This window comes from Flexivirga sp., from assembly GCF_051955415.1.
In the GTDB taxonomy this organism is placed as follows: domain Bacteria; phylum Actinomycetota; class Actinomycetes; order Actinomycetales; family Dermatophilaceae; genus Flexivirga.
The window spans coordinates 70,537-84,641 of sequence record NZ_JBQCGS010000073.1; the positions used below are offsets into that span (position 1 = coordinate 70,537).

Genomic DNA, 14,105 nt, shown 5'->3' on the forward strand with positions numbered 1-14,105 from the left:
TGAACGCATGGCCACCTGCCTGCAGGGGTATGCGCGCAGCATGTCGCCCGTCGTTGTCGTCGACCAAGTGGAAGCTCGTGCGCTGTCGTTCCCGACGGCCGCGGCGCAGAGCGACGGCACGTTGACGTGGGATCACGTCGACGTGGTGACGGTGGAAATCCGGGCCGGTGGGCACGTGGGACTGGGGTGGTCCTACACGTCGCCGGCGGCGGTCGAGATCATCCGGTCGGTGCTGGCGCGTCAGGTGCTCGGGGAGGACCCGGCGAGCCCATCGCGCCTGTGGGAGCGCATGCACGGCGCCTGCCGCAACCTCGGCACGCGCGGTGTGGTCATGGCGGCGATCAGCGCCATGGACGTCGCGCTGTGGGACTTGCGCGGCAAGGGTCTGCGCGTGCCGCTGGCGGAGCTGTGGGGTGTGCATCGCGAGGCCGTACCCGTGTACGGCTCAGGTGGTTTCACCTCGATGAGCACCCGCGACCTCGACCGCCAGGTCCAGGACTGGCTCATCGCCGGATGTTCGGCGGTCAAGCTGAAGATCGGCGAGAACCGGGGGCACGACGTCGCCCGCGACCTCGACCGGGTCGCCCGGGTGGTCAACGCGGTCCAGGACCACGCCCGGACCGGCACGCAGGCCCGTCCGACTGCGGACGTCCAGGTGATGGTCGACGCGGACGGCGCCTATTCGCGCAGCCAGGCGATGCGCGTCGGTCAGGACCTGGACATGCTCGGGGTCACCTGGTTCGAGGAGCCGGTGTCCGCGGAGGACACCCAGGGCCTGGCGCAGTTGCGGGACGCACTCAACTGCGACGTCGCCGCCGGTGAGTATGTCGCCGAACTGGCCGACGCCCGGTCTGTGAGCGAGGTGGTGGACTGTCTGCAGTTGGACGTGACCCGATGCGGCGGCTTCACCGGGTGGCGCCGGTGCGCGGCATACGCGCACGCGGCGCACGTGCCGGTGTCCGCGCACGGTGCGCCGGCGTTGCACCTGCCGCTGGCGATGGCCGACCCGGCCGTGCGGCACGCCGAGTGGTTCAGCGACCACGTCACCGTGGAGGAGCAGATGCTCGACGGTGCACCGATCGTGCAGTTCGGGCGGATGACGGCACCGCACACGTCGTCGCCCGGGCACGGCTACCGGCTCCCCGACGTGTCGGCCTTCGCGGTCGACGGCGGCGCCCCGCCGCCCACCGGCACGCACGCCGTGACCTCGCTCGACACGCACCGGCTGCGGCGACGCAGCAGGTAGGACGCGGCGCGAGGCGCAGCACGGCCCGGCGCGTTCGCGGCGGGTTCAGATCCGGTGCTTGGCCGTGCTGGAAAGCACACGGATCCAACGGGATTCACGTGGCCCGAGGTGCAGGATGCGGTCGGTGTCGGGGTCGTCCTGCGGGTCGGGGCTGTCACCCAGCACCCGGTAGGGGCCGTCGGGCAGCGTGTCGTGATCGAGTGCTCGCTCGATGGTGCGGTCCGACAGGTTGTGCAGGATGACGATCCGCTTGCCCAGCCAGTCGTACTGCAGGGCGAGCACGGCATCATCGGTCGCCGGCAGCGTCCGACAGGTCCCGTGGCCCACTTCCGCACTGTCCCGGCGGGCCCGGATCGCCCTGCTGACGTCGGTCCACAGACTGTCGTCGCGGTACTGCTGCCCGGCGACGGTCGCGTCACGTCCCGGCCTGGGGTCCGCGGGCGGCCGGATCCACTGGTCCTCCGGCGCGGTGGAGAAGCCGTCCTCGACGGTCCAGGGCATCGGCACGCGCGGTGCCAGCCGGGCCGGCAGCGTCAGGTTGTCGCGGAGGCCGATCTCGTCGCCATACAGGATGATCGGCATACCGGGCAGCGAGAGGACGAGTTGCAGCAGCAGGCGGATGCGCTCGGTGTCGCCCTGCAGCAGTGACGCCGTCCGGCGGCGCAGCCCCCGGTCGTAGATCCGCCCGACGCCGTCGGGGTCGAAGGCGTCGTACACCTCGTGTTGCTCGGACTCGGACAGCACGTTCTCGAAGGTGAGTTCGTCGTGGTGCCTGCCGAAGACCGCGTAGGCGCAGCCGTGCGGCAGTTCCGGTCGCTCCCGCAACGCACGCACGACCGGTTCGGCGGACCCGCGCGCCAGGGCCAGCCAGAGCGCGCCCTGCATGGCGAAGTCGAAGAGCAGGTGTGTCTCGGTCGACTCGCGCGGCTGGTTCAACGGACCGAAGAAGCGCAGCTGTTGGTCGCGGGGCAGATTGGCCTCGCCGAGCAGCACCGCGCTGCCGCGGCGCCGACTCAGGAAGTCGCGCATGACCTCCAGGTGCTCGTGCCGCTCGTCCTCGGACTCACCCGACCCGGGCTTGTCGATCAGGAAGGGCAGTGAGTCGACACGGACCCCGTCGACGCCGAGCTCGAGCCAGAAGCCGAGGATCTTGTGCACCTCGTCGTGCACCCGCTCGTGCATGAACGCCAGGTCGGGGGAGAAGTCGTAGTAGTGGTGGAAGTAGTACGCCTGTGCCTCCTCGTCCCAGGTCCAGGTCTCGGTCTGCTCACCGGGGAACACCGGCGGGTGCGCGTCGGGCGGACGGTCCGTCGACCACAGGTAGAAGTCGCGGTAGGGCGAGTCGGGGTCGCGGCGCGCCTGCTGGAACCACGGGTGGTCGATCGACGTGTGGTTGACGACCAGATCCATGATGACCCGGATGCCCAACGCATGCGCGGTGCGCACCGTCTCGACGAAGTCGCCCAGGGTGCCGATGCGCGGGTCGACCGTGTAGTAGTCGGTGACGTCGTACCCGTCGTCACGCAGTGGTGAGGGATGACAGGGCATCAGCCACAGGCAGTCCACGCCGAGTTCGCGCAGATAGGCGAGGTGTTCGGTGAGACCCGGCAGATCGCCCCAGCCGTCGCCGGTGGAGTCGGCGAACGTCTTGACGTCGAGGCAGTAGCAGATGGCATTGCGCCACCAGATGTCGCTGGTCGCTTTGTCAGTCATGACGATTCGGCTTTGTCAGTCATGCCGATCGAGCCCCGTGCACATCGGTCTGCTCGCGACCGGCAGCGGTGGCCGGTGCGAGGACGAGGGCCTGCTCCGGCCGTACCCGCCCGTCATACGGTTCGAGGGCTGCCTCGCCGCGGAAGGCGCGACTGTCGATGTGTACCTCCCACTGTCCGTCCAGGGGTACGTCGCGCACCGAGTCGGTGAAGTTGATCAGGCAGACGAAACGTTCGTCGTCGAGCTCGCGGCGGAAACCGAGAACGCCGCGGGTGATGTCGAGTTCGGTCCAGCTGCCGTAGCGCAGTGCGGTGCTGCCGGATCGCAACCGGATCAGTCGCCGGGTCAGGTGCAGGATCGAGTCGGGGTCGTCCCGCTGGGCCTGGACGCTGTGGGCGCCCGAGTCGGGGGAGAACGGCAGCCAGGGTGTGTTGCCGGTCCAGCCGTGGGGTGCCTCCCGGGTCCACGGGATCGGTCCGCGGGAGCCGTCACGTCCGCCCGGGTCGCGCCATGCGGACCTGCGCAGGTCGACGTCGCAGAGGCCCAGTTCCTCGCCCTGGTAGACGAACACCGTGCCGCGCAGGGTGAACAGCAGCACGATGGCGGCGCGGGCACGATCGAGCGATCCGCCATACCGGGTCCGCACCCGCGAATTGTCGTGATTGGCAAGGGTCCAGACCGGCCATGCGTCCGCGGGGCCGAGGCGGTGCTCGATCTCGGCGATGATCGAGCGCCAGACGATGGGGTCCCACGGCGCGTCCAGCGGCGGGAAGTTGAAGGTGAGGTTCAGCTCGTCGCCGTGCCCGTAGTACTGCACGATGGACGCCTCACGGCGCAGGTTGACCTCGCCGACGAGCACGGCCTCCGGGTTCTCCCGCTCGACCAGCGCGCGGATGTCTCGCAGCAGCTCGTGCGTCTCCGGTTGGTCGTTGAAGCTGTTGATCGGCTCTCCGGCGAGGCTGCGGTCGTTGTCGGAGAAGGTCAGGTCCTTGCCGAGGCACTGCACGGAGTCGATCCGGAAGCCGTCCACGCCCCGCGCGAGCCAGAACCGCAGGGTGTCGTGCATCGCCTCGACGACTCGCGGGTTGGTCCAGTTCAGGTCCGGCTGCTGCGGCAGGAAGAAGTGCAGGTAGTACTGCTCGGTGTCTTCGTCGAGGGTCCAGGTGCTGCCCAGGTCGATCGCCGAGCGCCAGTTGGTCGGTTCGTCGCGCCAGTAGTACCAGTCCCGGTGCTCGGCGTCGCGCCCCGAACGGGCGTCCAGGAACCACGGGTGCTGGTCGCTGGAGTGGTTGGGCACCCAGTCGACCAGGACCCGGATACCGCGGGCGTGCGCGTCGGCCAGCAGCCGGTCGAACTCCTGCAGCGAGCCGAACCGCGGGTCGACGTCGCAGAAGTCGGCCACGTCGTAGCCGCTGTCGACCATGGGCGAGGGGTAGAAGGGGCACAGCCAGAGCGCGTCGACGCCGAGCCACTCCAGATGGTCCAGGTGCTCCCGGACGCCGGCGAGGTCGCCCTCGCCGGACCCGTCGGAGTCGGCGAACGAGCGCACGTACACCTCGTAACACACCGCGCTCATCCACCAGGGACGCCGCCGGTCGCCGAGCTGTTCAGTGCTCGCGGAGGGCATCGATGAGTTCGTCCTTGGTCATCGAGGAGCGGCCCTCGATGCCGATCTCGGCGGCACGCTGGTGCAGGTCGTCGACGGTCCAGTCCTCGTACGACCCGTGTTCGCCGCCCTTGCGGCCGACCTCGGACCGCGAGGAGTTCGCCGCGGCGTTCGCGATGCGGGCCGACTTCTCCTTGCTGTTGCCCTCCTCGCGCAACTCCTCGTAGAGCTCGTCGTCCTTGACCGAGGGTCCTGGCTTCTTGTTGCTGGGCATGCGAGTCACCTTCCGTGGGTTGGCGGTTCGTACCGTGGCGCCATACCCGATCGACCGCGTCTGACGCGTGCCACCGGTCGGCGCCGCGGTGTCGCCCCCGGCAGGATCGGGTATGGCGCGAAGATGGACCAGAATCACATCGACGACGTACCTGCCGCCAGCGAGATCGCCGGGCAGGTGACCGCGCAGCACGGCATGATCCGCTCCGCCTTCCACGCAGCCAAGTCCGGATCGGCCGAGCAACAGGAGGCGGCCACCCAGCACCTGTTGCGGCTGCTCGCGATGCACGAGGCTGCCGAGCAGTTGACGGTCCATCCCGCGCTGGCACGTGCTGGTGGTGGCGCGATCGGGGTCGGCGACGACCGGATGGCGGAGGAGGAGCAGGCGGTGCAATTGGCCGAGCGACTGCAGTCGCTGGACCACGGGTCCTATGAGCACAAGATGCAGTTCCGGTTGCTGGAGGAGGCGGTCACACACCACGCGACCAGCGAGGAGACCTCGGAGCTGCCGTTGTTCGGCGACCTGGACGCGACCGAGCGGCTCACCATCGGGCAGGCGCTGCATGCGGTGGCGGCTGCGGTGGAAGGCGACTGCCCGATCGAGTACGGCCCCTTCGCCACCATGGTGCAGGACACGAAGGCCTGGCTGGCCGGATGAGCCGGGCTCGTGCCAGGGCTCGTCCCAGGGCTCGTCCTAGGGCCAGGACGGCTCGGTCGACGCGGTCACGATCACCTCGCGCAACTCGACCCCGGCGGGTTGGGCCAATGCGGTCACCACCGCGGCCGCCACGTCGGCGGGGTCCATCAGGTCCGCGTCCGGCCCCGGCCGGTACTGCTCCGGCCGACCGTCGAAGAAGTGGGTGCGCATGCCGCCCGGCACCACCATGGTGACGCCGACGTCACCAGCCAGTTCCATCGCCAGCGCGCGGGTGAAGCCGACGACCCCGTGCTTGGAGGCGCAGTATGCCGTGGCGTCGCCGGCGGGCCGCAGACCCAGGGTGGAACCGATGGTCACCACTCGACCGTGCACCCTGCGCAGCTGCGGCACCGCTGCTCGCACCACGGCCGCAGTGCCCAGCAGGTTGACCGTGAGGACGCGGTCCCATGCGGCGCCCTCGACCGTGTCGAGCGCCCCGCACACATCGGTGCCCGCCGCGGTGACGACTCCCGTCACGTCGCCGTACTCATCGACGACCCGGCCGACGGCCGCCTCGGTCGCGCGGGTGTCGCTCAGGTCGACCTCGACATGATCGAACTCGCCCTCCGGTGTGTTGATGTCGAGGACGACCGGTCGTCCGCCGGCGCGGAGTACGGCGTGCGCGACGGCCTCACCGAGTCCGCTCGCGCCGCCGGTCACGATCACCGTGCCGGTCAGGGTCGCGGTGTTCGATCGGGTGTCAGCTGACGTTGTCATGCAGGTTCCTCTCCTGGTGTCGGCGAAGCAGGGATGTGGTCGAGCGGCCGTTGAGGTAGGGAAGGAGCACGACCTGGCCGCCCCATGAACGGACGACCTCTGCTTCGGGAAGTGAGTTGGCGTCGTAATCGCCGCCCTTGGCCCAGATGTCGGGCCGCAGTCGGCGTAGCGCCTCACGCGGATCGTCCTCCTCGAAGACGACCACGTCGTCGACCACCGACAGCGCCCGCAGCAGCCGGGCGCGGTCCTCGACGGACTGCACCGGCCGGCCCGGACCCTTGCGGCGACGGACCGAACTGTCGGAGTTGAGCATCACGACGAGTGAGTCGCCGAGCCGCCTGGCAGCCTCCAGCGAGGCGAGGTGCCCCGCGTGCAGGACATCGAAGCAGCCGCCGGTGGCGACCAGCGTGCCGCCGACCGGACAGCGGCCCGGGCGGTCTGCGACTTCGGCGGCCGGCGGCGGCCCGGTCCGGTCCCGGAAACCGGTGGTGCCACCCTGGGCCACCCACCGGGAGGCCTCCTGGACACCGTGATGCACGGCCTCCGGCGGGGTGGCGCCGGACGCGAGCGCCAGCGTGATCGTCGCGGACAGGCAGTCGCCTGCGCCGCACGGATCGGCAGCCTCGGCGTCCGGTGCCGGTGCGAAGTACGGCTCCGGCGAGGATGTGGCCAGCCAGGCACCCTGCTCACCGCAGGTCACGCACATCGCGGTCGCCGACCACCGCCGCAGGAGCTCGGCGGCCAGGTGGGCGCCGTCCCAAGTGGAGACGTCTTCAGAGGTCTGCGCAGCGAGCGCGGCGCTCGCTTCGGCCAGATTGGGCGTGACCAGCGTGGCGCCGCGGACCGGTGCCGCGCCGCGCGGATGCGGGTCCCAGACCAGGATCCGTTCCCGGCTACTGCGGCGCTGGAGCACCGTCCGTAGTTCGGGCTGCGCCGTCATACCGGCGCCGTAGTCGGACACGAGCACCGCATCGGCGCGCAGCACCCGATCGGCGGCCTCGGCGGGCAGTGCGCCCGGGGTGCCAGGTCCGCCCTCGTCGAACCGGGTGAGCGAGTAGCCGCCGGCGCGCACACGGGTCTTGCAGCGGGTGGGTCCCGTGTGCTCCAGCGCGATGACCCGCACCCCCTCGTGGGCGAGCAACCTGCGCAGCTCCGCCCCGGCGGCGTCGTCGGCGAGCGGCGCGATCAGAATGACCCGGGCGCCGTGGCGGGCGCAGAGCACCGCCGCGAGGCCGGCGCCACCGGGCCCGCTGCGGACCCGGTCGACGTCCACCACCGGTGCGGGGGCGTCCGGGCAGAGGCGGTCGGCATGGCCCTGCAGGTCGCGGTCCAGCACGACATCGCCCACCACGACCACGTCACGTCCCGGCGTGATGCGCGCCATCACCGGGCCACCGACCCGACCGGGGCGCCGGCTCGTGCCAGCGTCTCCCGGAACACGGTCTCGGTCTGCTCGGCGACGCGGGACCAGGCGTAACGGTCGTGCGCGCGCTCGGCGGCGCGGACCCCGCACAGCCGCAACAGCCGTGGCGAGGAGGTGATGCGGGCGACGGCGCCGGCCAGGGCGACCGGATCCTGGGGCGGGACCAGCAGACCGGTGCTGCCGTCGACGACGCTGTCGAGCAGTCCGCCGACCGCGGTGCCGACGACGGGGCGCCCGCATGCCGCCGCCTCCAGGGGCGTGATGCCGAACGGCTCGTACCACGGGCTGGCGACGACCACGTCCGCGGCGTGGTAGGCGGCGGGCATCTGCTCGTGCGGCACGCTGCCGGCGAACCGCACCCGGCCCAGCACGCCGAGCGAACCGGCGATCCGCACCAGTCGGCGTACTTCGGGGTCGTCCTCCAACTGCGCCGCGGGAGGACCACCGATGACCAGCAGTCGCGCCGTCGGGAGGTGGGCCAACGCCCGGATGACCGTCTCGACGCCCTTGCGCGGCACCAGCCGGGCGACGCTCAGCAACAGCGGGCCCAGGTCGGCCGTGCGCTCCTGGTGCTCGCCCGGACGGAACAGGTCCGTTTCGACACCGCACGGCACCACGCTGGTCCGGGCCGTGTCGACACCGGCCCGTTCGAGTTCGCGCACCTCGTCCGAGCAGGTCGCGATGATCGCGTCGGCACGCTGCCCGATGCGCGTCTCGTCGCCGATGCGGGACGGCGGGCTGGTGTCGTCCGCGCCCTGGTGGCGCCGTTTGACGGTGCCCAGGGCGTGGAAGGTCTGCGCCATCGGTATGCCGGAGGCGTCTGCGGCCCGCATGGCGGCGATCCCGGACATCCAGAAGTGGGCGTGCATGATGTCCGGCCGGCCGTGCCGGGACCAGTCACGTTGCATCCAGTCGGCGAAGGCCGGCATCAGCGGCAGCAGGTCGTCCTTGGGCAGGTAGCGGGCCGGGCCGACCGGGACGTGGACGACCGTTACGCCGGCCAGATCGACCCGTTCGGGCAGGTCGTCCAGGGGACGGTCGCGGCGGGTGTAGACGCTGACGTCGTGGCCGCGTGCCGCGAGCTGCTGTGCCAACGCCGCGACGTGAACGTTCTGCCCTCCGGCGTCGACCCCGCCGAGGGTGGCCAGCGGGCTTGCATGTTCCGAGATCATCGCGATCTTCATGATGTTGCCCCTTCCAGTAGTCGATCCCAGTCGTCCAAAAACCTTGGTAGCCCGAACTTCTCGAGCGCGTGTCGGCGTGCGGCGCGACCGGCTTCGCGGGCGCTGTCCGGATCCTCGATCCAGTGGTCGGCCCGTCGCAGCAGCGCGTCGAGGTCGCTGGAGACCAGTCCGGCGTCCGCCGGCACCGCCGCCGACGCCTCGGTCGTGTCGACGGCGAGCACCGGCATACCCAGCAACATCGCCTCGATGAGCGAGAGGCCGAGGCTGGTCCAGCGGCATACGTGCAGGTAGGCGCGGTGGCGGGGGAGGCGCTCGAGCATGTCGTGTTGCGGCAGGTCGTCGTGCAGTCGTGCGGTCCACGCCGAGAGCCCCAGGGCCGTCGCCTCGGTGGCCAGATCCTGCATGCCCATGCCGTAGACATCCAGCGGCCGGTGCCCGCGCGCCAGCTGCAGCAGGAGGTCCGTCCCGACGACGCGACCACGCCGCACCGGTTCGTTGACGACCGAAGCGAGGCCGGCGTGTTCTCCGGTGTAGCGGTAGCCGGGATCGACGACACCGTGCTCGACCACGGTGGTGGGCGCCCGGCCGCAGTCCCACATCAACCGGTTGAAGTGGGTGACGTGGACGACCGGGATGGTGTGTTGCTCGGCCATCGGGTGGCGGGTCGTGGCGGCAGGACCGCCGGGAGTGTTGTGCTCCAGGTAGAGCGCTGGCAGGTCGGCCCCGGGGACCCGCCCGGTCCACTGCCGGCAGAGCTCCTCCTCGTGCGGGCGCTGCAGGATCACGCAGTCGACATCGGTCCGGCCCAGCTCGTGAACCGGCACCTCACGCACCCGCTCCGGCCAGTCCCAGGTCCGCGCCCGGCCGCGGCCGTCCGGCCCGCGCTGCCCGTCCACGGGTATGACGACCTCGTGCCGACCCTGGACGAAGGACGTCGTCCAGGAGCCGTGCACGTGCCACATCAGGACGCGCATGACACCTCCCGGACCGTCGCCCCGGTCAGTTCGTCGACCGCGGCGACCACCCCGGCGCCGGTCACACCCCGCATGCACGGATGACCGGGGACCGGACAGACACGCGCACGGGAGGCGGCACAGGCGGCGCCCTGGTCACCGAGCAGCACGTGCGGGACCCCCCACGGCCGCCACCGGGCGGCCGGCACCACCGGGGCGAACACCGACACGACCGGCGTGCCGACCGAGGCGGCCAGGTGCGCCGCGCCGGTGTTGCCGGCCACCACCGCGTCGGCCGCGGCGATCACCTGCCGCAGCCGTTGCAGGTCGGTGCGGCCGAGGAGATCGGTCACGGCGTCCGCGGCGGTCTGCGCAGCCAGCCCGCTGATCAGCTCCCGGTCACGGTCGTCCCCGGTCAGCACCACGTGCCGGCCTCCGGCCACCAGCGCCTGCACCGCGTCCCGCGTGAGCGCCGGACCGATCTGTCGCGCGGGGACCGAGGCGCCGGGGTGGACCACGACGTAGTGCTCGGGCAGACCCGACCCGTCGACCGGGCCGGGCGTCAAGCGCAGCCGCGCGTCGTCGTGGGCCGGCAGCGGGTATCCGGCGGCCTCGGCGAGGCGCAGCGCGGCGTGCACCTCGTGGCCGCCACGGTCGCCGCCGTCGTCGTCGGTCTCCGGTCCGCCGGGGGCGCACATCCGGCGGTGCCGGACGTCCAGCAGGCTGCCCGGGCCGGCGTCGCTGGTGCCCGCGATGCGCGGGATGCCGGCGAGGCGGCACACCATGGCGGCCGGCAGCGGACTCTGATGGAACGAGGTGAAGATGATCGCTTCGTCGTACGTCTCCCGCAGCCGTCCGACCAGCACGGCCAGTTCACCCGCGAACGTCGAGTGGCAGGGCGCGCCGACCCATGGCGCGTCGTAGGCGAGCGTGTCGGTGACACCCGGCAACAGCGCGGCGGCGGCCGCACCAGCGGTCGAGCTGAGGTAGTCGACCTGCTCGGCACCGGCGGCGATCGCGCGGACGGCCGGGCCGGTCAGCAGCACATCGCCGATGCCGTCCATCCGCACCGCGAGCACTCGGGTCATGACTGTGCCCCCTGCAGCACCCAGCGCACGGCCGCCGTCAGGTCGGGCGCGACCTGTGGGGCGTCGTCGACCTCGCCGGCGCGGGTGGCGGCGTTGGGGACCAGCACCGCACGCGCGCCCGCCCGGCGGGCGGCGAGTATGTCGCCCTCGGTGTCGCCGATGACCACGCATTGCCCGGCCGGTATGCCGAGGGCACGCGCCGCTGCCCGGATCATCCCCGGCGCCGGTTTGCGGCAGCCGCAGCCGTCGGATGCACGGTGCAGGCAGGTCTGCCAGGTGTCGAACGGGCCGATCGCACGCTCCACCGCGGCGTTGCGTGCCGCCACGTCGTGCACCGTGCTGCGTCCCTCGCCGACCGCACCCTGGTTGGTGACCACCCCGGTCGCGATGCCCCGCGTGCGCAGCGCGGCGACCGCGTCGGGTGCACCGTCCAGCGGCCGCACCCGCGCCGGGTCGACCGGGCGCTCCTCGTTCTCGATCAGTGTGCCGTCCCGGTCGAAGAGCACCGCCCGGACCGGAAGCGGCCAGGGCTGCGCGTGGCGGTGGCGCCAACGGCCGGTGGCCGCATGGGCGACCGCGGACCACGGGATGAGTGCGGAGGTGACCGCCATCCGGCCGATCTCGGTGGGCGTCCGCGGCCCGGGCACGATCCGGCGCACGGCGAACTCGACGGTCGCCGTCAGCCAGCCGGCCGCTCCGGCAGCGGCGACCCGCCTGCCCCGGGAGGTCCGGCCGCACAGCGCGCCGCCGACCGCGACGCACCCGAACCCCACCGTGAGCAGGTGGCTACGCATCCGGCCCGGTCCCGCGGCCGCCGCGCGGCGCCCCGCCGGGCCGTGCAAGCGGCGCATCAGGGCATCGTCGGCGTTGCCCCGCTGCAGCCGGACGCTGATCCATGGTCCGGCCGGTCGCACGGGATGCACGATGACCCGATCCCCTTGCCGCAGAGACCATCCGGCCCGCTGCAGACGCAGCGCCAGGTCGGAGTCCTCGCGGTAGGCGCGCGGAAAGCGCTCGTCGAAGCCGGACACCTCCACCAGCGCCTCGCGCCGGAACGCCATCTCGGCGGTGATCCATCGAGCATCGGCCAGGCCGGCGGTGTTGCGCTCCCAGTCGGTCGGCCGCCGGTGCTGCGGCAGCGGCACACGGACCACGGCCTGGACACCGCCGGTCGTGGTGGGCGCGTCGGCCAGGTCGGCGAGCAGGTCCGGCGACCAGTCCGGTGGCACCTCGACGTCGTCGTCGACGAAGACCACCCAGGGCGCCCTGGTGACCTGCCAGCCCAGGTTGCGCGCCGCGGCGGGTCCGCGTGCCGGCCCGGCGACCACGCGGGTGCGGCAGCGCGCGGTGAGTGCGGCGGGCGCCGACAGGGGAGGGTCACCGGCCGGTCGGTCGTCGACGATGACCACCTCGGACGGGGGATGCGCCTGTCCGGCGAGACCGGCCAGAGTCACCTGCAGGCTCGGCCGGCCGATCGTGGGCACGACGACCGCGTAGTCGATCGTGCTCTGCGCGTGCTGCGTCATCGGTCGCTCCCGAACAGGTCACGGCGGCGGACGACGTGCGGACCCAGCACCAGCAGGTCGACCGATGCCGAACCGAAGATCTCCAGTGCCTCGCGCGGGGTGTCGACCATCGGCCGTCCCGCGGTGTTCAGGCTGGTGTTGATGACGACCGGCAGCCCGGTGAGCTGGTCGAACCGCTCCAGCATGTCCGCCAACCGGGGCTTCGTCTCCCGGTCGACGGTTTGGGCCCGGGCTGTTCCGTCGACGTGCGTGACAGCCGGGATGCGTTCTCGCCATTCGTCTTTCACGTCATGGATGAACAGCATGTAGGGACTCGGCAATGGGCCACCGGAGAAGATCTCGCCGGCCCGCTCGCGGCGCACCATGGGCGCGACCGGCCGGAACTGCTCCCGACCCTTGACGTCGTTGAGCCGGCGCAGGTTGTCCGGATTGCCGGGGTGTGCCAGCAATGACCGCTGACCCAGGGCGCGCGGTCCGAACTCGCTGCGACCCTCGAACCACGCAATGATCCCGTCGTCCGCCAGCGCCTGGGCCACGACACCCGGCAGATCGTCGGGGGTCTCGTACGGGACGGCGGCTCGGTGCAGTTCGGCCGCCAGGTCCCCGTCGGACCATTCGCGCCCCAGCGCGGCCGTGGTGAAGTCGGCGCCGCCGGTCGCCACGATGTCGTCGGACGCGGCGAGAGCTGCACCCAGCGCTGTGCCGGCGTCTCCAGCCGCAGGCTGCACCCACACCGCGTCGAAGGGCGAGTCGCGCCACAGCCGGGAGTTGGCGACACAGTTCAGCGCGGTGCCGCCCGCCATCGCCAGGTGCGAGGTCCCGGTCTCGCCGTGCAGCCACGAGGCGAGATCCAGCAGCGTCTCCTCCAGACAGGCCTGCACCGAGGCCGCCAGGTCCGCGTGCGGCGCGGACCACTCCTCGTGCGGCGCACGGCGCGGTGCCCAGCGGGTCCAGTCGGGGACCCGCGCAGTGAATCCGCCGCCGCCGTCGGCGTGCATACTCTCCCGCAGCTCGCGCAGGTGACGGGGACGCCCGTACGACGCGAGCGCCATGACCTTGTATTCGTCGCTGGAGCGCAGGAAGCCCAGATGTTCGGTGAGTGACTCGTAGACCAGGCCGAGCGAGTCCGGAAGCTGTTGCGTCGCAAGGACATTCAGCTTCCCGTGGTCATAGGCGCCGGCAAGGTGCGAGGCGCTCTCGCCGCGTCCGTCGACCACCAGCACGCTCGTGTGCCGTTCGTCGTCCTGGCCGGCCCGAAGCAGCCCGGCCGACGCTGCGTGCGCGACGTGGTGGGGCACATACCGGAACACCCCGGGGCCGAGGTCGCCGAGTTCGTGGGCGATGAACTTCGGTGCGTGTTCGGCATACCGCTGGCGCAGCCAGTCCCACGGGTCGTCGAGCCCCAGATCCGCCGCCGGGGCGGCCAGGGCGGGGTCGTAGGAGTAGGCCACCGCGTCGAGGTCGGCCGCCGACAGTCCGGCGCGGTCGAGGCACCATGACATCGCCTCGACAGGCAGCTCCCACGCGGCGAACGGCACCGGCCGTTTGCCGTGCTTGCGGCGACTGAAGCGTTCTTCCTCCGCGGCCGCCACGATCCGTCCGTCGACGACCAGGGCAGCCGACGGGTCGGGGAACAGGGCATTGATCCCGAGCCCACGCATGCCGAGCCGGTACCCCAT

At 71.8% G+C, this 14,105-nt stretch carries 12 protein-coding genes; 2 read left to right on the top strand and 10 right to left on the bottom strand.

Going from position 1 to position 14,105, the window contains the following annotated elements; translation table 11 throughout:
• Positions 1-7 precede the first annotated feature (7 nt).
• On the top strand, positions 8-1,246 hold the full coding sequence (locus tag ACTHL4_RS12385) for an enolase C-terminal domain-like protein (RefSeq protein ID WP_440283075.1): 1,239 nt from the start codon (positions 8-10) through the stop codon (positions 1,244-1,246).
• 45 nt (positions 1,247-1,291) lie between these two features.
• Here ACTHL4_RS12385 and ACTHL4_RS12390 read toward each other — a convergent pair whose 3' ends face one another.
• Genes ACTHL4_RS12390 through ACTHL4_RS12400 form a run of 3 tightly spaced genes read right to left on the bottom strand, consistent with a single transcriptional unit; the run spans position 1,292 to position 4,839 of the window.
• Positions 1,292-2,959, bottom strand: a complete 1,668-nt coding sequence (locus ACTHL4_RS12390; RefSeq protein WP_440283076.1) for an alpha-amylase family glycosyl hydrolase — start codon at positions 2,957-2,959, stop codon at positions 1,292-1,294.
• A gap of 19 nt (positions 2,960-2,978) precedes the next feature.
• Positions 2,979-4,586, bottom strand: coding sequence for an alpha-amylase family glycosyl hydrolase (locus ACTHL4_RS12395; protein ID WP_440283077.1), 1,608 nt, complete (start codon positions 4,584-4,586; stop codon positions 2,979-2,981).
• Complete coding sequence (locus ACTHL4_RS12400; protein ID WP_440283078.1) at positions 4,567-4,839, bottom strand: DUF7218 family protein; 273 nt, start codon at positions 4,837-4,839, stop codon at positions 4,567-4,569. Before ACTHL4_RS12400 ends, ACTHL4_RS12395 begins: the two co-directional genes overlap by 20 nt.
• A gap of 123 nt (positions 4,840-4,962) precedes the next feature.
• Between ACTHL4_RS12400 and ACTHL4_RS12405 the strand changes: the two genes are divergently transcribed.
• The gene (locus ACTHL4_RS12405) at positions 4,963-5,496 is read left to right on the top strand and encodes a hemerythrin domain-containing protein (protein ID WP_440283079.1); all 534 of its coding nucleotides are present in this window, start codon (positions 4,963-4,965) and stop codon (positions 5,494-5,496) included.
• A gap of 36 nt (positions 5,497-5,532) precedes the next feature.
• Here ACTHL4_RS12405 and ACTHL4_RS12410 read toward each other — a convergent pair whose 3' ends face one another.
• The 7 genes from ACTHL4_RS12410 to ACTHL4_RS12440 all read right to left on the bottom strand — a co-directional run.
• Positions 5,533-6,252 carry an SDR family oxidoreductase gene (locus tag ACTHL4_RS12410; protein ID WP_440283080.1) on the bottom strand — a complete coding sequence of 240 codons (720 nt, stop codon included), beginning with the start codon at positions 6,250-6,252 and terminating at the stop codon, positions 5,533-5,535.
• Entirely contained in the window at positions 6,236-7,636 is a 1,401-nt protein-coding gene (locus tag ACTHL4_RS12415) for a PfkB family carbohydrate kinase (protein WP_440283081.1), read from the bottom strand. Before ACTHL4_RS12415 ends, ACTHL4_RS12410 begins: the two co-directional genes overlap by 17 nt.
• Complete coding sequence (locus ACTHL4_RS12420; protein ID WP_440283082.1) at positions 7,636-8,859, bottom strand: glycosyltransferase; 1,224 nt, start codon at positions 8,857-8,859, stop codon at positions 7,636-7,638. The genes ACTHL4_RS12415 and ACTHL4_RS12420 overlap by 1 nt, the downstream gene beginning before the upstream one ends.
• A complete protein-coding gene (locus tag ACTHL4_RS12425) occupies positions 8,856-9,833 on the bottom strand; it encodes a glycosyltransferase (RefSeq protein WP_440283083.1) in 978 nt (325 codons plus the stop codon). The genes ACTHL4_RS12420 and ACTHL4_RS12425 overlap by 4 nt, the downstream gene beginning before the upstream one ends.
• Positions 9,821-10,900 (bottom strand): glycosyltransferase family 9 protein, encoded by a 1,080-nt coding sequence (locus ACTHL4_RS12430; RefSeq protein ID WP_440283084.1) that lies wholly within the window; start codon positions 10,898-10,900, stop codon positions 9,821-9,823. The genes ACTHL4_RS12425 and ACTHL4_RS12430 overlap by 13 nt, the downstream gene beginning before the upstream one ends.
• Positions 10,897-12,426: an HAD-IIIA family hydrolase gene (locus tag ACTHL4_RS12435; protein ID WP_440283085.1), complete on the bottom strand. Its 1,530-nt coding sequence runs from the start codon at positions 12,424-12,426 to the stop codon at positions 10,897-10,899. Before ACTHL4_RS12435 ends, ACTHL4_RS12430 begins: the two co-directional genes overlap by 4 nt.
• The coding region (locus ACTHL4_RS12440; protein ID WP_440283086.1) for a carbamoyltransferase family protein at positions 12,423-14,105 on the bottom strand (1,683 nt) is incomplete at its 5' end. The genes ACTHL4_RS12440 and ACTHL4_RS12435, both read right to left, overlap by 4 nt.

Bases quoted from the DNA above. Each gene is read 5' to 3' on its own strand.
- ACTHL4_RS12395 (WP_440283077.1), bottom strand. From the start codon at position 4,586: ATGCCCTCCGCGAGCACTGAACAGCTCGGCGACCGGCGGCGTCCCTGG.
- ACTHL4_RS12405 (WP_440283079.1), top strand. From the start codon at position 4,963: ATGGACCAGAATCACATCGACGACGTACCTGCCGCCAGCGAGATCGCC.
- ACTHL4_RS12435 (WP_440283085.1), bottom strand. From the start codon at position 12,426: ATGACGCAGCACGCGCAGAGCACGATCGACTACGCGGTCGTCGTGCCC.
- ACTHL4_RS12385 (WP_440283075.1), top strand. From the start codon at position 8: ATGGCCACCTGCCTGCAGGGGTATGCGCGCAGCATGTCGCCCGTCGTT.
- ACTHL4_RS12400 (WP_440283078.1), bottom strand. From the start codon at position 4,839: ATGCCCAGCAACAAGAAGCCAGGACCCTCGGTCAAGGACGACGAGCTC.
- ACTHL4_RS12430 (WP_440283084.1), bottom strand. From the start codon at position 10,900: ATGACCCGAGTGCTCGCGGTGCGGATGGACGGCATCGGCGATGTGCTG.
- ACTHL4_RS12420 (WP_440283082.1), bottom strand. From the start codon at position 8,859: ATGAAGATCGCGATGATCTCGGAACATGCAAGCCCGCTGGCCACCCTC.
- ACTHL4_RS12425 (WP_440283083.1), bottom strand. From the start codon at position 9,833: ATGCGCGTCCTGATGTGGCACGTGCACGGCTCCTGGACGACGTCCTTC.
- ACTHL4_RS12410 (WP_440283080.1), bottom strand. From the start codon at position 6,252: ATGACAACGTCAGCTGACACCCGATCGAACACCGCGACCCTGACCGGC.
- ACTHL4_RS12415 (WP_440283081.1), bottom strand. From the start codon at position 7,636: ATGGCGCGCATCACGCCGGGACGTGACGTGGTCGTGGTGGGCGATGTC.
- ACTHL4_RS12390 (WP_440283076.1), bottom strand. From the start codon at position 2,959: ATGACTGACAAAGCGACCAGCGACATCTGGTGGCGCAATGCCATCTGC.